General features: G+C 66.8%; 20 protein-coding genes. 8 read left to right on the top strand and 12 right to left on the bottom strand.

Annotated elements, in window-relative coordinates:
* Together ON43_RS36785 and ON43_RS36780 are read left to right on the top strand one after the other, a co-directional pair.
* The coding region (locus tag ON43_RS36785; protein WP_040815177.1) for a MarR family transcriptional regulator at positions 1 to 299 on the top strand (299 nt) is incomplete at its 5' end.
* Positions 300 to 430: 131 nt separating this feature from the next.
* Positions 431 to 880 carry a YybH family protein gene (locus ON43_RS36780; RefSeq protein ID WP_040815175.1) on the top strand — a complete coding sequence of 150 codons (450 nt, stop codon included), beginning with the start codon at positions 431 to 433 and terminating at the stop codon, positions 878 to 880.
* A gap of 116 nt (positions 881 to 996) precedes the next feature.
* Here ON43_RS36780 and ON43_RS36775 read toward each other — a convergent pair whose 3' ends face one another.
* The 7 genes from ON43_RS36775 to ON43_RS43065 all read right to left on the bottom strand — a co-directional run bounded on the left by ON43_RS36775 (position 997) and on the right by ON43_RS43065 (position 5,449).
* On the bottom strand, positions 997 to 1,734 hold the full coding sequence (locus ON43_RS36775) for a hypothetical protein (RefSeq protein WP_157514333.1): 738 nt from the start codon (positions 1,732 to 1,734) through the stop codon (positions 997 to 999).
* Between the two features lie 142 nt (positions 1,735 to 1,876).
* Positions 1,877 to 2,173, bottom strand: coding sequence for a YbaB/EbfC family nucleoid-associated protein (locus ON43_RS36770; RefSeq protein WP_051179757.1), 297 nt, complete (start codon positions 2,171 to 2,173; stop codon positions 1,877 to 1,879).
* Positions 2,170 to 2,514, bottom strand: coding sequence for a hypothetical protein (locus tag ON43_RS36765; protein ID WP_040815172.1), 345 nt, complete (start codon positions 2,512 to 2,514; stop codon positions 2,170 to 2,172). Before ON43_RS36765 ends, ON43_RS36770 begins: the two co-directional genes overlap by 4 nt.
* A complete protein-coding gene (locus ON43_RS36760) occupies positions 2,507 to 2,875 on the bottom strand; it encodes a hypothetical protein (RefSeq protein WP_040815170.1) in 369 nt (122 codons plus the stop codon). The genes ON43_RS36765 and ON43_RS36760 overlap by 8 nt, the downstream gene beginning before the upstream one ends.
* A gap of 34 nt (positions 2,876 to 2,909) precedes the next feature.
* Complete coding sequence (locus ON43_RS36755; protein WP_040815168.1) at positions 2,910 to 4,235, bottom strand: hypothetical protein; 1,326 nt, start codon at positions 4,233 to 4,235, stop codon at positions 2,910 to 2,912.
* Positions 4,236 to 4,264: 29 nt separating this feature from the next.
* Positions 4,265 to 4,606, bottom strand: coding sequence for a hypothetical protein (locus tag ON43_RS36750; protein WP_040815166.1), 342 nt, complete (start codon positions 4,604 to 4,606; stop codon positions 4,265 to 4,267).
* A gap of 27 nt (positions 4,607 to 4,633) precedes the next feature.
* A complete protein-coding gene (locus ON43_RS43065; RefSeq protein ID WP_051179755.1) occupies positions 4,634 to 5,449 on the bottom strand; it encodes a DUF8176 domain-containing protein in 816 nt (271 codons plus the stop codon).
* Positions 5,450 to 5,644: 195 nt separating this feature from the next.
* Here ON43_RS43065 and ON43_RS36740 point away from each other — a divergent pair, with 195 nt between their 5' ends.
* From ON43_RS36740 to ON43_RS36730, 3 genes are all read left to right on the top strand, one after another.
* A complete protein-coding gene (locus ON43_RS36740) occupies positions 5,645 to 6,001 on the top strand; it encodes an antibiotic biosynthesis monooxygenase family protein (RefSeq protein ID WP_040815164.1) in 357 nt (118 codons plus the stop codon).
* Positions 6,002 to 6,541: 540 nt separating this feature from the next.
* Positions 6,542 to 6,952, top strand: coding sequence for a hypothetical protein (locus tag ON43_RS45995; RefSeq protein ID WP_218003470.1), 411 nt, complete (start codon positions 6,542 to 6,544; stop codon positions 6,950 to 6,952).
* A gap of 322 nt (positions 6,953 to 7,274) precedes the next feature.
* Positions 7,275 to 7,727 (top strand): T6SS immunity protein Tdi1 domain-containing protein, encoded by a 453-nt coding sequence (locus ON43_RS36730; RefSeq protein WP_063712701.1) that lies wholly within the window; start codon positions 7,275 to 7,277, stop codon positions 7,725 to 7,727.
* Positions 7,728 to 7,837: 110 nt separating this feature from the next.
* On the opposite strand, the gene ON43_RS45665 is transcribed toward ON43_RS36730, so the two are convergent.
* The 4 genes from ON43_RS45665 to ON43_RS36710 form a co-directional block, all read right to left on the bottom strand.
* A complete protein-coding gene (locus ON43_RS45665) occupies positions 7,838 to 8,098 on the bottom strand; it encodes a VOC family protein (protein WP_167333491.1) in 261 nt (86 codons plus the stop codon).
* 968 nt (positions 8,099 to 9,066) lie between these two features.
* Positions 9,067 to 9,564, bottom strand: a complete 498-nt coding sequence (locus ON43_RS36720) for a hypothetical protein (protein ID WP_157514332.1) — start codon at positions 9,562 to 9,564, stop codon at positions 9,067 to 9,069.
* 173 nt (positions 9,565 to 9,737) lie between these two features.
* The gene (locus ON43_RS36715; RefSeq protein WP_040815156.1) at positions 9,738 to 9,968 is read right to left on the bottom strand and encodes a hypothetical protein; all 231 of its coding nucleotides are present in this window, start codon (positions 9,966 to 9,968) and stop codon (positions 9,738 to 9,740) included.
* A gap of 184 nt (positions 9,969 to 10,152) precedes the next feature.
* Positions 10,153 to 11,370: a L,D-transpeptidase gene (locus ON43_RS36710; protein ID WP_245568928.1), complete on the bottom strand. Its 1,218-nt coding sequence runs from the start codon at positions 11,368 to 11,370 to the stop codon at positions 10,153 to 10,155.
* A 191-nt stretch (positions 11,371 to 11,561) separates the two neighbouring features.
* Here ON43_RS36710 and ON43_RS36705 point away from each other — a divergent pair, with 191 nt between their 5' ends.
* Positions 11,562 to 12,521, top strand: coding sequence for a DUF1152 domain-containing protein (locus ON43_RS36705; protein WP_040815154.1), 960 nt, complete (start codon positions 11,562 to 11,564; stop codon positions 12,519 to 12,521).
* 32 nt (positions 12,522 to 12,553) lie between these two features.
* Here the strand turns inward: ON43_RS36705 and ON43_RS36700 are convergent, their stop codons facing one another.
* A complete protein-coding gene (locus ON43_RS36700) occupies positions 12,554 to 13,132 on the bottom strand; it encodes a TetR/AcrR family transcriptional regulator (protein WP_040815152.1) in 579 nt (192 codons plus the stop codon).
* A 347-nt stretch (positions 13,133 to 13,479) separates the two neighbouring features.
* On the opposite strand from ON43_RS36700, the gene ON43_RS43060 reads away from it, so the two are divergent.
* Together ON43_RS43060 and ON43_RS43055 are read left to right on the top strand one after the other, a co-directional pair.
* Positions 13,480 to 14,124 (top strand): TetR/AcrR family transcriptional regulator, encoded by a 645-nt coding sequence (locus tag ON43_RS43060; RefSeq protein WP_051179751.1) that lies wholly within the window; start codon positions 13,480 to 13,482, stop codon positions 14,122 to 14,124.
* A gap of 1 nt (position 14,125) precedes the next feature.
* Positions 14,126 to 14,764 (top strand): TetR/AcrR family transcriptional regulator, encoded by a 639-nt coding sequence (locus ON43_RS43055; RefSeq protein WP_051179750.1) that lies wholly within the window; start codon positions 14,126 to 14,128, stop codon positions 14,762 to 14,764.
* The last annotated feature ends 7 nt before the right edge of the window (positions 14,765 to 14,771 follow it).

Raw genomic sequence — 14,771 nt, 5'->3', positions numbered from 1 at the left:
TGTTCGACGGGCCGCTGACGGTGAACGAGCTGGCGCGGCGGCTCGAGGTCGCCCCCACGACCGTGAGCCTGATGGTCGCGGACCTCAGCCGACAGGGTGTCGTGGAACGACGACCCGACGACAATGACCGCAGGCGAACCCTTGTCGCCATCGCCGACTCCCAGCGCAAGGCCGTCGAGGCCTGGCTCGGCGGCGCGGATCGCGGCTGGCGGGCGGCCCTCGGCCCACTGACGGCCGAGCAGCGCGCCCTCGTGATAGCCACCCTGCACGCCTACGAGGAAGCCGTCGCCGAACGCTGACAATCCTCGGAGAGTTCGGACGCCCACCATCGAGGTGAGTGGCGCAGGTCACGTCGGATCGTGTCATGTCTCGGTGATCCGCGGTGTCTAGAGGGCATAACCGACACTCACGAACCATTGAGGAGCCGAACATGACCATCGACAACAACTTTCGGCCACACACCGAGACCGACCCGCGCCAGACGGTCGAAAAGATAGTCGAGGCCCTGCGCGCCAAGGATCTGGAAACCCTACGGCAGCTGTACACCGTCGACGTGGTGTCCTTCGACGTCGAGCCGCCGCTGGTGCATGCCGGGATCGCGGCGAAACTCGAGAACTGGGCGAAGGTGTTCCAGTTCTTCGCGACCGTGGACTACGAGATTCGCGATCTGACGTTCACCGTGGACGGGAACGTCGCGTTCGGGCACGCCTTCGCTCGCCTGCACGGCACCCTGCAGAACGGGCAAGCGGCGCAGGGCATGTGGGTCCGGGTCACCTACGGCATGCGCAGGATCGGCGACACCTGGCTGATCGCGCACGATCAGGTCTCGGTGCCCTTCGACATCGCCACCGGTAAAGGAGTGGTCGACCTCGAGCCCTGACGGTTCGGCCGACCTCGGACCGACACCGCCACTTGATCTTCCGCCCCGCCGCGCTGGCCGGTTCGATCAGTGCCGGCGCGGCACCACAGGTTGTTCGGAGCCCTTGTGGCCCGCGCTCATTCGTCGACCGGTGTGGTGTCCGCGTCGGGTGCGGGTCGTTTGCGGGGAGGGTAGATCGGATGCGGGTGGTGTCCGAACAAGTAGTCGCGGAAGGTTCGCAGATATTGGTTCCGATGCTGTTGATCGAGGAATGTGGTCGTGTCCGGGTCGAACCAATCGCTCGGTGTCGAACGTTGCGTGATCACGTAGTCGAGGGCTTCTCGCACCATGTCCCCATAGCTCGGCTCCTCGATGATGGCGCGGCGCAGTTCTGGTGCGTACCGCCACATTTGATCGCCAAGATAGGTGTAGGGCATATTGCCGACCGGCCACAGCAGACTGTCGACATGCGGGATTTCGTCCCACCACTCCGGCAGCGGGTCGGGGCGCACGGTGGCCCCCGGCTGTGTGGGTGAATCCGTGCGGCGTGCCGGGCCGGAGGTGGGTGCGGCAGGATTTCGGCCGACGCCGGGGGGACGCCACGTCGGCCCGGTCCGGAGGTTGCTGGGCGGATACCAGACGCCGCGCCACACCGGGACTCCGAGAGCGCGAATGTTCACCGGAAGGTTCTCGTCCACAACGATATCCGGCGTGATGCGGCGCACCGGCCGTAACTCCGCGCCGTCGGGGAGCAGATCGGCCACCATGGCCAGACAGTCCTGCTCGCCGTAGCCGGTCACACCGACGTACGTTCCGGGCCAAGCCGGTTCGCGGTCCCGGTCGAATTCGATCCAGAACCGCCGCACCACAGGCATATTCGTCCCTTCGTGATCACCGAACGCTTGCACGGTAGCAACGCCCGTTCGACGCCGACCATTCGATAATCGGCATCGCGGGTGCCGCTCGCCCGCACTGGGCCGGGCCCGAAATGGGCCTCTTCGTGCGCGGCTGCGCACCCTAGCCGAGGGCCTCACCGAGGCGGGCCAGCAGGATGGCTCGGTGGCGTGCCGCTTCGGCGTGGGCGGCGGCGATGGTGGCGGTGATGGCGGCGGCGGCCTGCTCGGGCGGGTTTGCGGTGATCGCCTCGGCGAGGTCGAGTCCGGTCAGGGTGCCGTCCCCGCTCACCTGTGCGGTGATCAGGCCGTCATCGCTGGTGGCGATTCCCATGACCCGGGTCAGTCCATCGGCGGCCAGGGTGAGGGCTTCGAGTTGTTCGCCGACCGCGGCGAATACCGCGTCCATGTCCGCGCTCATACCGCACGCACCCAGGTGCGTGGGGCGTTGGCGGCGGCCGGGGCGTCCAGGCGCGCGAGTTCGGCGGCCACGGCTTCGGGGGCGGGCAGGCCGAGTCGGTCGAGCAGGACCGGCGCGAGCCCGGCGGCGGCGAGGGCTTCGCGGCGGTGGGCCTTGGCCAGCAGAGTGGAACGCTGGGCCAGGCGCACGATTTCGGCGGCCAGCGCGCCGGCGCCGTGCCCGTAGACGCCGGCGTCGAACCGTAGTTCGGTGATGGTGCCCTGGTCCGTGGCGGTCACGGTGATGGTGCGGGCGGTGTTGCTGCTGGTGGCGGTGGACACCAGCGCGGCGGGGTCAGTCATGGATCGGACTCGTTTTCGGCGGTGAGGTCGGCCGGATGCCCGGCGACGAAATGCGTTGGGGGTCGGTGACGGTGAGGGTGGTCGGGTCGTCGCCCAGGACCGGGTCGGTCGCGGCGATCGGACCCCACAGGGCCTCGGCCCGCTCGGGGGCGCCCCACAGCGTTGTGGCTTGCCCGGGCTTCGCGACCGGCAGGACATCCCAGGTGTGGTCGCGGATGTCGCCGGTGACCTCGTAATCGTCTTCGGGCTCCGGCGCCGGGATCGGCCGCCGACGCCGCCGTGGGCGGGGGCTGCGTTCGAGGTTCGTGGGCGCAGGTGGCCCGCCCGCGAATCCGGGTAGGCCACCGAACAAGTCGGACATGAAGGGGTGTCCTTGTCTCGCCCGCGACGGGTGTTCAGGCGGTGGTGCCCGCCTGGCCGTCGCGTTTCTTGGTGTCTTGGTCGGGCTGGGGTTTGGCCTGGACTCCCGGCGGGATCACCGCCGGCGCACCGCCGCCACCGCTGTTGTTGCCGGGCACGCCCGCCTGCGGCTGTGGAGTCTGCGGAGTCGTACCCGCGCCCGGCGAGGTGCTGGGCAGCGAGGCAGCGGGTTTGGGAGTCTGGCCGCCGCCCTGGTCGGTGGCCGGGGTGGCGGGGCCCGGGTCGGCCAATCCCGGGGTCAGGCTGTTGCCGCCGGGCAGGGTCGTGGTGCCTGGCGTCCCGGTCGCGGGTGTGGCGCCCGCCTGGGTCGTGTTGGCGGCCAACGCCTTCTCGGCGTAGGTCTCGCCCTTCTCGATGCCCGTGGTGATCACCTGCGCGCCGCTCGAGATCAGCGACGAGCCCAACGTGACCGCTCCGGTGATCAACGCCGAGCCCAGGGTGACCCCGGCCGAGAGCAGTGCGGACTGGATCGTGAGCTGCGCGGCGAGTTCGGGGTTGGTTTGGGCGAGCTTGGAATTGGTGTAGTCGCTGCCGCCGTCGTAGGAGGTGTTGTTGTTGCCGTAGTTGTTGTTCCAGCCGTTATTGCTGTTCCAGCTATTGTGGCCGTATCCGGTGTTTCCGTAATAGTTGCTGTTGTTCGGATAGACGGTGTTGCCGCCCTGGCCGGTGTTGCCCGGGTTGGGGTAGTTGCTGTTTGCGGGTTGATCGTCCGCGGGTACCGCGAGGCCGGGCTGTCCGGTGCCGGGGTTGGTGATCACCGGAGAGTCCTGCGCGAGGGTGTTGACCTTGCCGGTGTACTGGTCCATCTGCCCCGTGGCGGCCTTCACCACGCCGACGCCGCTGCGGGTGTAGTCGGCGGCCAGGTTCACCACCGGGTCCAGATCGGCTTGTGAGCGTGCGGCTTTCACCAGCGGGGTCGCTTGGGCGCGGAAATCGCTGATCAGGGTGTCGAGGTCGTCGGCGGCCTTGTCGCGCACGGTGTAGGCGTCGGCGAGCAGCGGCGCGAGCTGGCCCGAAACCTCGGCCAGCCCCGCGATCTCGGTGGTGGTCTGCTTGATCACCGGATGCGCCGCGGCCGCGGTGTCGGTGCCGACCAGCAGGTCCAGGCCGCCGCGGTGGGTGTCGTCGCTGACCTTGACAGATTCGGTGACCGCCGACAGCGCGGCCAGCACGCTGTCGTCGGGGCGCGCGCCGCTGCCCAGGGACGCCCGCAGTTTCAGCAGCGGCGCGACCAGCGCGGTGACGAGCGCAGGCTCCTCCACCGCATAGATGGTGTCGCCGCCTTCGGTGCCGGACTTCATTCGGGTGCTCCCCCTCTCGGTTTCACGGTCTAGGCCTGGATCTCGTCGGTGCCGGGCACCGCGCCCGCGATCTGCTCGGCCGCGTCGGTGTCGACCCCGCCCAGCACGGTGGCCCACGTGGTGAGGCCTTGCCCGTAGGCGTCGGTGAGCACCTGCGCGTTGCCCAGCTGCCCGCCGTGCGCCTCCCAGGCGCTCGCCCACGCCGAGGCGAACCCCGAGCCGAAGGCTCCGAGCCCGGATAGGTCGACGCCGGCCACGGTCTGCGCGTGGCCGGCCGCGGTGCCCAGCAGGGCCGCGGCGTCCCCGGCGGCCTGCACGTACCCGGCGGCGGCGGGGAAATCGAAACTGACCTTGTCGTTGCTGACGTCCATGCGCGTTCCCTTCTCGGTTCGATTGTCTCAGTTCGCTTTTCGGATCGCGGTGATCAAGGTGCGTCCGTTCTCGCTGCGGGTGGTGATGGTCTGGGACCACTGCTGCGGGGTCTTGTCGGTCGGGAACTGTTCGGACAGCACCACATTCCACGTGCTGCCGGAGGCATCGGAATCGGCGCGGTTGATGTGCACGCAGTACTTGGTGGCGGTGGGTACCGAGTCGATTCCGGCCTGGATCGCGGCGGCGTCGGGCACATCCGCGCCCGCGGCGACCCAGTCGCGCGCGCGTGCGCCGGAGCGATCGGAGTAGTAGGCCCACTCGAACCCGAGGATCGCCCCCGGGCCCGTGGTCGGGTCGCCCGGCCCGGCGCCGACGACCAGGTTCGCGGATTTGGCCGGATAGCAGTCCGCGGTCGCGTGTGGATACGACTCCGTCGTCGCCGGAGCCGCGACCGTGGTCGTGTGCGTGGCCGAGACCGGTGCGGCTGCCAGCGGCCCGTGCTTCGCGCTGGTGCTGAGATTGAACCCCAGCACCACGACAACGACCACGATCACCCCGGCCAGCGCCAGCAGCGCCACCGGCGCCCGGCCACCCGGCGCGCGGTGGCGGGGAAAGTCGGTGTCCCGGTGGCGTTTGAGCCGGGCCCGCGCCGCGGCGGCGACCCCGCCGGAGCGGTCGACGAAACTCGCGCGGGCGTGGTCGCTGTAGGTTTCGCCACGCTCGGTGGAGGCCCGGCCGGGCAGCCACGACTCCCACCGGTCGCCTGAATCCGGCGGCGGGTCATCAACTTCCGGGTCGGGCAGCACGTCCCGCATGGTCGGCAGCGGCTCGGAATCCGACACGATCGCAACTCCCCACACTTACCGAGCCCCGCGGGGCCGACCACTCATCTCATTTCAACATCAGTAACCGACGTCGCTGATGACCGTAACCCGCTCGGGCGCAAAAGGTCGGGACTCGGCCCGTAAAAGCGCCCTGACGTGCCTTTCCTCTTCGAGTCCAGGCAGCACCTCGGCGATCCACTACTATCCGCCTGCGTGGAATCTTCGTCCTCGTTCGAGCGTCCCCAACCGCCCTACTACGCCGTGATCATCACGACTCGGCTTCGGGGCGAGGAGGACTCGGATTACCGGGCGATGGCCACCCGCATGACCGACCTCGGCACCGGATGGCCCGGCTACCTGGGCCGCGAAAGCATGACCGACGGCCAAGGCCGAGACCTCTCGGTCCTCTACTACCGTGATGAGGAATCCATCCGCGCCTGGAAGTCCGACCTAGAACATCTCGAAGCACAACGCCTCGGCAAACAGCGCTGGTACCAGAACTACACAGTCGAAGTCGCCCGGGTCGAAAGGGGATATTCCTTCTCGCGCGAAACCGAGGACCAGGCGTAAGCACAGCGAACAGAATCCGTCCCGCAAGCTGCTCGAAGAAATTCAGCCAGTTGACCTTCCGCCGGGTTGTGCCGGCCAGTTCGGTCAGCACGGCAGCAACAAAACACCAATGTCCTGCTGCGCCAATACCTTCCCCGACACCTCGACCTCCGCGCCTACGCTCAGGCCGATCTGGACGCCATCGCCGACGAGTTCAACGGCCGTCCTCGACAAACCCTCGGATTCCACACACCACCAGAAGCACTCGACGAAGCGTTGCGATGACCGCCTGAACCCGCAGGCATTTCCGGACATTCGCAGCCAGCAGCATCCGCTCACGCACCACGAGAATGCACTGGGGCAGCGACCTTCTCGACGTTTGCATGCTCAGATGCATTCTCGTCGAGAGTCCGGCATTCGGTAGGTCAGGGCGGTCGCGGGCGGACGCCGCGGCCGTCCGGAACCGAGTGATCAGCGGCAGAACAGGACGCTGGGCCGGCCTGCATCAGTACGTCTCGTGGGAGTGAGACGCCGAGTTCGATTGCAGGGCAGGTCATTCGCGTGGCGTCCAACTTCCTGGCCGTTCCTGACGTCGAGGCTCGTGTACAGTTCCGGCGGCGCTTTCGAGTGCTGTCTTTGTCTGCCGTAGGGAATGGATTTGCTGTGAACACTCATCAGCCCATCGAGCCGGGCCAGGCGATGCACGACGATGATCCTTTGGTTCCCATCCCGATTCCCGCGCTCATCGCCCTGCTGATTCGCCGGGAAGACGACAAGGGCGAGGCTTTGACAGAGGACGAGGTCCTCGACGTACGCGATAAGGCCCTCTGCATGATGATGCCACTGTCGCAGCAGGGAGCGTTGGATCGGTCGCGTGGATATCGCGACATCGATCCGGACAATGTCTGGCAGGAATGGTGCGTCTACAAATCTGGTCAGGACCCATTCACCCTCGCCGATGAGCACCTCTGACTGTGTTACGGCGAATCCCAAGAGGATGTCCCCGAACGTGGTTGCACACCGAGGTTTCCGGTCCCAGTTCTGTTGTACCTCGAAGGGCGTCGCTGGACGAGCGATCAAGTTTGGCAACGACTGCGGCCGTTGATCTTCCGCAGGACGGCGCCGGCCGGTTCGAATCGCACGGCTCGCGACACGAGCCGATGTCGTTCGATGCGGCCCGGAGATAAGCGTCGAGGCTGACGAAGCTCCGTCGAACAGCGACCGTCCTGTGTCGCTGGATCGAAATCCATTGCCTTGCATGCTTGAATGGCCTGTGACCAATGATTGCTTCCGGATGATCGAACCCACCGCGATGGCCGTAGCCATGCCTCGTTGGGTGCCGCACTTTCCCCAGTTCGACACGGTCGTGGGGTATTCGGATCTGGGTCACGTCTTCGTCGCCAACCGCGCGACCGGTGAACACGGCGTGTTGTACCCATACAACGCTGCTGGCAAGAATTACGGAGAGTTCCCCACGACGGCGGAGTTTGTCGAAACGATCGTGCGCGATTCCTATTTCACGTCGGTAATCCTGCTGTCCGACCATGTCGAGAAGATCCGGACCATCCTCGGTCCGCTGGCGGCCGAACAGGTCTACATCGCCACGCCGTACCCATTCCTGGGTGGTAGCGAGGAGCCGGATACGTATGAGATCGGCGACATCTGGGTTTTCCTGGACATCGTCGCACAGTTCTTGCTCCCGGAGGAGAGCAAGCCGAAGCGGCGCTGGTGGTCACGCCGCGGATGACCATGCACGGCGCGGTGACGTCCAACGCTCATCGGCGCATTCAACCGCCTGCAGCCCTGACCGATCCGAACGACCTTGTAAGCGGCTAGTATCGCGCCTCAATGGGCCGTTTACGGTTCCGCTGTTGGTTCTTGATCGGGTATGCCTGCCGCGGCGGCGGTGGCGATACAGAACGGATGTCCGGCCGGGTCCAGAAGGACGCGGAAGCGTTGGCCGCCAGGTTGGTAGGTCGCGAGTACGGCGCCGAGGCCGAGAAGGTGTCGTTCGGCTCGGTCGAGATCGTCGACGCTGAAATCCAGGTGGAGCCGGCGCGGAGCGGCGGGGTCTGGCCACGGGCTCGGCCGATGGTTGGCGACACGTTGAAAGTCCAGACGAGTGCTGTGGCCGGTGGTGAGTTCGGCCCCGAGATATGCCGAGGCCGTTGATCTTCAGCTAGGGCGCGCTGACCACTGGATCTTCCGGCTTCTTCGTGCTGGACCGCTTCGGCCACAACGCCAGTGGCAGGTCAGTGGGTTCAGGTCGGCGTTTGCGCGATCAGGCGCGGATTCGGGTTGCGACGACGCGTTGTTGCCTTACCCCACCGAGCCCTGTCCCGCCGATTGCTCTCTGGCGTAAAAAGGCACCGGCGTGGACCCTCTCAAGCCTGCGTCACGGCGGCTCGGCGCAGCCTCCTGAAATCTGCGGTTGCCCGCACTCGCCCGCCACACCCGCAGCGGTGCCGGACGCCCGGGCTGCGGCTAGCCATGAGTGTGCATTGTTGCGGAGTGGATTACAGATCGCTGGCGCTCTGCCAGCCAACGATTCGGGTCACTGGGGCATGACATGACCCAGCGGGAGCTGATGCACGCCTGCCGCGTGCACCGATGCGCTGACCGGCGGGCAGATTGGAACTTCCAACATTGCGAGGTGGTCTGTCGAGTAGAGATAGGTCTTGGCTGATCCTGGACCGCTCACGAACTGGGTCAGGCCCGGTGCGGAGCTACTGATCGGCCAGCCGAACGTCGCTGTCAGCAGTGCCGGGTCGTCTCTCCAGGACGGCGGCAGTGCGTGTAGGCGCTGGATCAGGACAATGAGTTCGTCGTGGTCGGCTAAAGCCCCAGCGCGGGCGGTGCAGACAGGCTTCGCGTTCCATTTATCGCCCTGATTGCCGTGACATCGGCAGTAGCGGACGTTGGGAAGCCGTGCCAGCCAACCGATCTGATCGACTAATCAGGGACCGCGCAGCGGTGCAGCGCGCGCTTTCATCGGCTGCCGTACGTACGGTTGGGGGTTGTAACTTGCTGATGTTCAACGACTTCCGAGCTTGCGCCGACAGTGGAACGCGCGCCGGGTGCGGCAGCTAGTACGCGTGTGAGCGAACAACTCCATCCGCGTCCGGTAACGTCAGTGTGATGGCGTGCGTGCCATCATCGTCCCGCGCCGGGAACGCACCGTAGTAGACCTCATCGTCGCTCTCGGCGGCGAGGACTTCCTCGTCGAGGTCTTCGGCACTGACGATGACGGCCATCGAGATGTGCACATTGTCTGGCTCGAGCCATCCGATCAACGCGTCGCCGTCCCGCTCGATGATGTCGATCAGTTCGTTGCGAACTCTTCCGGTGTAGGGGCCGCGAGCAATCCTGTTGTCGAAGTAGAAGCTGACGAGACTCCCCGGGCGCAGGGCGTGCACGATCGTCTCCAGGTCCTCGTGGTCGTGGGCGGTGTACCAGTTCGTTTGTCCCGCGCCATAGGCCACCCGCTCCAATGCCACCAGCGAGCTGGTCTGATTCAGCCGCTCAACCACTCCACGGCCTGCGATGGTGTTGCGTCGCCAGTCAACGCTCTCTGATGCGCTCATCGGCTGCACTCTCCCTTCGTCAGCCTGCAGCTGTCATTGTCTGTCAGAGGCAACGACGATGGCCGAAAGTTCTTGAACGGCGGTCGAATATCTCCCGACAGAACCTTGCCAGAGCAATCGTTGACGTCATCTTCGAGCAGCCACGGCCCGCAATCGCCTTCCTGGGACGGCGCTCAGGCGACGGTCTTGCCCAGCCAATGAAGGGCGTGGGGATCGAGCGGCTTGCCAATGATCGCGGATACCCGTTCGAGGTGTGGTGGCTTGATCCATATCCCCACTGCACGCGGCTCCGGATCACCGACGATGGCGAGGATTCCGGCGATTAGCTCGTCAGGGATCTGCCATATCTGGCGTTTGATGGTCTCGCCGTTGATTGTTCCGTCCGAGGTGCAGGTGCTGGTCATCTCCTAGACGAAGGGAACATCGGAGGGTTGATGCCACACCTCGCGCGGCATCCGGCATGAGCGGGCACTCGCCACGCCGCGTTCGGGCCGATTTCGACGCTCGGGCCGAAGGTGGTCCAGGACGTTTTTGCCGCGGGGACGCGTAGGCGGTGTTCGGCGATGTGGGCCGCATGCCGCGTCGAGGTCAGCCGCGGGCGGTGCCGTGGAGCCAGTCGGGCCAGGGGATGGTCCAGTCGCCGTTTTGCCAGATGTCGAGGGGGTCGCCGCCGGTGTTGCGGACTTCTACTATGTCGCCGGGGGTGACGAAGTCGTAGAACCAGGCGGCGTCGGTGGGGGAGATGTTGAGGCAGCCGTGGGAGACGTTGGTGACGCCTTGGGCCCAGACGGATTCGGCGAGTTCGTGGACGTAGATGCCGTCGTGGCTGATGCGGACGGCCTTGTTGATGCTGGTGCGGTAGCCGAGGCTGGAGTTGGTGGGCAGGCCGTAGGTGGCGGAGTCCATGATGACCGGGTCCTTGCGGTCGAGGACGGTGTAGACGCCGGGGCGGGTCCAGAAGGACAGTACGCGGTTGCCGACGACTGCGGTGCCGCCCATGCCCATGGAGGTGGGCATGGTGCGCACCAGGTTTCCGTTCTCGAAGACCTCGATCTGTTTGGTGTTGTCGTCGGCGATGGCGACGTGGGCGGGGCCGATGGTGATCGAGACGCGTTGGTCGCGTTGGCCGTACGCGCCGTCGCCGAGGGGGACGCCGAAAAGGTCTGCGGCGACGGTGATTCGGGTGCCGGGGGCGTGGTAGCGCTCGGGACGCCAGTGCGCGTTCTGGTCGTCGAGCCAGTACCACGCGCCGGTGGTGGCGGGTTCGGTGACGACCTTCAGGCAGGGTTCGGCGGCGGCGCGGTCTACAGGCTCGTCGAAGTGGGCGACGAGGACGAAACCTATTCCGTACGTGTCGTTCTCGGCGATCTCGTTCAGGTTCGACGAGCGCAGCGAGACGTCCACGAGGCGATCGGGGGTGGCGGTCGTGCATGTGGTGGTGGCGGTGATGTCGCCGGTCTCGCCGTGCGCCAGGGCCTTCGCGGTGTAGGTGTGGCCGTAGCCGAGGGGTTCGGCGCTGGTCCAGGTGCGGTGGTCGGGCGCCGGAACGCCGGGGAGTGTCCGGCCGGTCTCGTCGACCCATTCGACCGAGGTGAGCGTGCCGTCGGTGACGGTGACCGTGGCGGGCCGCCGGGGTAAGACGTCGGCCGCGCCCGCTGGGGGATCGAATCGGATGGCCGCGGGGACGGGCGGTTTCGCGGGTTTCCGCTCCTGCCGGCTGCATCCCGCCAGGACTCCGGATCCGGTAAGGGCAAGGCCGCCCGCACCGGCGAACCCGAGTAGTAGCTCACGACGTCGCAGTCCCACCGCGTGCCTCCCATCGGGTTACTGATCTTGGTGCTCAGCGTGCGGGGTGATCTCCGATCCCGCCACACCGACGGGCCGCTTCGGCACCGATCCGTGGTTCAACCGACACCATTCCTCGACCATGCGGGCAGGGCTGTCGCCGAGCCGCCGGGCGCATTATTCACTTGCGTCGGTGCTGGATACTTCGAGAGATGGCCGCTCCCACGCTCTTCAGTACGCCCGTCCTGCATCGCCTTCGCAGCTGCGAGCGCATTCTGATCGCCGGTGCCGGGGGTGGTTTCGACCTGCTGAGCGGGCTGCCCCTGGCGTTCGCGCTCCAGGAACGCGGTCAGCAGGTCTTCCTGGCGAATCTCACCTTCACTCCGATCAACCGCACCGGGGCACGGCAGGTGGTTCGGGGGCTGTTCGAAATCGACGCCGACACAAGCGGATCCACCAACTATTTCCCCGAGAAGCACCTCGCGGTCTGGTTACGGGATCACGGCTACTCCGACCGCGTGTATCTGATCCGCAAGGGTGGCCCCGCCGATCTGTGTGCGGCCTATGCCCGGCTGGCCCGCGACCTGAACCTCGACGCCGTCGTCCTCGTCGACGGCGGCACCGATCTACTCATGACCGGCGACGAGGCCGGGTTGGGCACCCCGGTCGAGGACATTACGAGCCTGCTGGCCGTCCACGCCCTCGATCTCCCGGTCAAGCTGGCCGTCTGCGTGGGGTTCGGTGTCGACACCTACCACGGTGTCTGCCACGCGCATTTCCTCGAAAACGTCGCGGCGCTGACCAAACTCGACGCCTTTCACGGCGTCTTCTCGCTGCTGCCCGGCGTCCGCGCGGTCGACGCCTGGCTCGATGCCGTCGAGTGGGTCCAGCACCACACCCCCGATCGGGAGAGCATTGTCTGCGCGTCCATCACCGATGCCGCTCGCGGCGAATACGGCGACCACCATTCGCTCACTCGTACCCGGCCCACTGAACTGTTCATCAATCCATTGATGTCCATGGTCTGGTCCTTCGACCTCGATGCGGTGGCGACCCGGGTCCGCTACCGCGACGAAATCGCCCACACCACAACGCCCTTCGAAGTCTCGGCCGCTATCGAAGCCTTCCGCGACACCATTCCGCTGCGTCCGCACCGAACCATCCCGGCCTGACGTGTGGCCCCTCCCTGCCTGGTGCGGCACGGTCATTCACCGTAGGACGGCCAGTTCGCGAGGGTCTCGTGCAGCGCGTCGACGATATGGGGCCAGGAGTCGGCAGGGGAGCGGGAATGGGCGAAACCACCCGCGCTTTCGAGGGTCGCGAAGCCGTGAAAGGTGCTGCGCAGCAGGCGAGCGGCGTCGAGGGTCTCGGCCTCGCCTAGGCCGTATCCACGCAGGACGGCAGAGGTCAACTCGATGCTGCGCAAAAGAGCGGGCTCATCGGCCACCTCGGCGGGATCCATGCGAATCTGCGTGGCCGCGTAGCGCTCCGGATACTCCAGCGCATACGAACGATAGGCATCGGCGAACGCGACCAGCGCGTCCTTGCCCGACCGCCCGGCCACGGCCGCACCGATCCGGTCATTGAGCTCGCCCCCGGCCAGCAACGCCACCCGCACCCGCAGATCATGCAGATTGCGCACATGCACATAAAGGCTCGGATCCTTCACCCCGAACCGCTTGGCCACCGCAGACAACGTGACCTTCTGAAACCCGATCTCATCGGCGAGCTCAGCAGCCCCGCGCACCACCCGCTCGGTGGTCAGACCAGCCCTGGGTGACATGCCTACCTCCCTCCTACGGGCATCACGATTGATCCTAATGATCATAGGACCGAGGCAATCGAGTGCGCGGTGGCGGCGCCGAGGAATGAGGCGACGCCGACTGGTGCGCCTGGCGGGTGGCGCGGCAGAGGTCATCAGCACCCCTCGCCACCCGACTTGTCCTGCCCCACCGCGCTGATTCGCGCATGACGCGCGCGAATCCACCCGCGCGCGGTGAAACAGGCACTGGGTCCTCATCTTTCGCGAACGACACCGGGATACAGACCTGTCTCGGGCGAAATGCGCCGGTTGCGTACACTGGCGCCACCGGGTCGGTCGGGACCTGCGCGGAAGGAAGTGGAGAGTTGGTGTCGGCGCGACGCGTGCAGATCCTCGACGCGGCACGCGATCTCATTGTGCGCGACGGGTTCGCGTCGGCCAGCATGCATGCCATCGCGCGGGCGGCGGGAGTCACGCGACCGGCTCTCTACGGCGAATTCGGTGATCGCGACCAGCTTTTCGCGGCGCTGCTGGATCGCGAGGAGCAGCAGGTCATGGAGCTCGTGGAGGCATCCATGCCGGAATTCCCCGCGGGTGCGGATCCGCTGGAGTACGTGAGCGAGCTCGCCGACGTCTACCTGGACCTGGTGCTCTCCGCGCCGCAGAGTTTCCAGTTCGTGCTCATGCCGCCCGAGGGCGCGCCGCCGGGAACCTCCGAGCGAGTGGAACAGGGCAAGGCCGCGATTCGCGACCGCAGCCGAATGCTCATCGCCATGGCCGCCGCGGCGCAGGACCGCGAGGTGGATGCGGAACTGCTCAGCCACGCCGCGCTCGCGGTGAGCGAGACCGCCGCCCGCCTGGTGCTCGATCCGGAACAGGTGGGCGACCGCGACGAGGTCTCGCGCACGCTGCGCTGGCTGGCGCGCCGTGTGGTCGGCGGGCCGATCACCGGAACCACCGGCCGCCGGACCACCGCAACCGCCGACGGCCCGCTCGCCGGAAGCGGGGCCTGACATGGCGAACCCGAAGACCGCACCCGCGAAACGCCGCTACGCCAAACGACTTTCACCGGCCGACCGGCGCGAGCAACTGCTCGACACCGCCATGGGCATAGTTGCCGAGAGCGGTTTCACCGAGGTGAGCATTGCCGCCGTCGCCGATCGCGGCGGCGTCACCCGCCCGGTGGTGTACGACTCCTTCGGCAGCCGAGATGAACTGCTGGACCAGCTCATCCAGCGCGAGACCGGCCGCATGGGCGCGGCCGTGCACCGCGCCATGGCCGAACTCGCCGACCCGGCCGGCCGCGACAGCACGACGGTGCTGCGCGACGCCTTGGACCGCTTCCTCACCGAAGTGCGCGCCATGCCCGGCACCTGGCGGCTGGTGTATTTCCCGATCGATGGCGTCCCCCCGGGTCTGCGCGACCGCGTCGCCAGCGCTCGTGACCACCTGCGAATCCCCTTGCGCCAGGCCCTTTACGACTGGCTGGCCGAACATCCGGCCACCGCCGCCGAGGTGAACCTCGACGTCCTGGTGCGCCTGGTGCAGGGCCTGATCCAAACCGGAGCGCGTCTGATCCTCGACGATCCGGAGCACTTCGACAGCGCCCGCATCCTCAGCCTCGTCGACTACGTCTTCGTCGACAAGGAGTGACGCCGGA

The sequence above is a fragment of the Nocardia concava NBRC 100430 genome, from assembly GCF_000308815.1.
In the GTDB taxonomy this organism is placed as follows: Bacteria; Actinomycetota; Actinomycetes; order Mycobacteriales; family Mycobacteriaceae; genus Nocardia; species Nocardia concava.
The sequence above is the reverse complement of the archived record's forward strand: the minus strand, read 5'-3'. Positions and strand labels throughout refer to the sequence as shown.

Coding starts and splice junctions, on each gene's coding strand:
- ON43_RS36720 (WP_157514332.1), bottom strand. CDS start 9,564: ATGAGCGCATCAGAGAGCGTTGACTGGCGACGCAACACCATCGCAGGC.
- ON43_RS36775 (WP_157514333.1), bottom strand. CDS start 1,734: ATGCCTGTGGTGCGGCGGTTCTGGATCGAATTCGACCGGGACCGCGAA.
- ON43_RS43055 (WP_051179750.1), top strand. CDS start 14,126: ATGGCGAACCCGAAGACCGCACCCGCGAAACGCCGCTACGCCAAACGA.
- ON43_RS36700 (WP_040815152.1), bottom strand. CDS start 13,132: ATGTCACCCAGGGCTGGTCTGACCACCGAGCGGGTGGTGCGCGGGGCT.
- ON43_RS36750 (WP_040815166.1), bottom strand. CDS start 4,606: ATGGACGTCAGCAACGACAAGGTCAGTTTCGATTTCCCCGCCGCCGCC.
- ON43_RS36770 (WP_051179757.1), bottom strand. CDS start 2,173: ATGAGCGCGGACATGGACGCGGTATTCGCCGCGGTCGGCGAACAACTC.
- ON43_RS36705 (WP_040815154.1), top strand. CDS start 11,562: ATGGCCGCTCCCACGCTCTTCAGTACGCCCGTCCTGCATCGCCTTCGC.
- ON43_RS36730 (WP_063712701.1), top strand. CDS start 7,275: ATGATCGAACCCACCGCGATGGCCGTAGCCATGCCTCGTTGGGTGCCG.
- ON43_RS36760 (WP_040815170.1), bottom strand. CDS start 2,875: ATGTCCGACTTGTTCGGTGGCCTACCCGGATTCGCGGGCGGGCCACCT.
- ON43_RS36780 (WP_040815175.1), top strand. CDS start 431: ATGACCATCGACAACAACTTTCGGCCACACACCGAGACCGACCCGCGC.
- ON43_RS36765 (WP_040815172.1), bottom strand. CDS start 2,514: ATGACTGACCCCGCCGCGCTGGTGTCCACCGCCACCAGCAGCAACACC.
- ON43_RS36715 (WP_040815156.1), bottom strand. CDS start 9,968: ATGACCAGCACCTGCACCTCGGACGGAACAATCAACGGCGAGACCATC.
- ON43_RS36755 (WP_040815168.1), bottom strand. CDS start 4,235: ATGAAGTCCGGCACCGAAGGCGGCGACACCATCTATGCGGTGGAGGAG.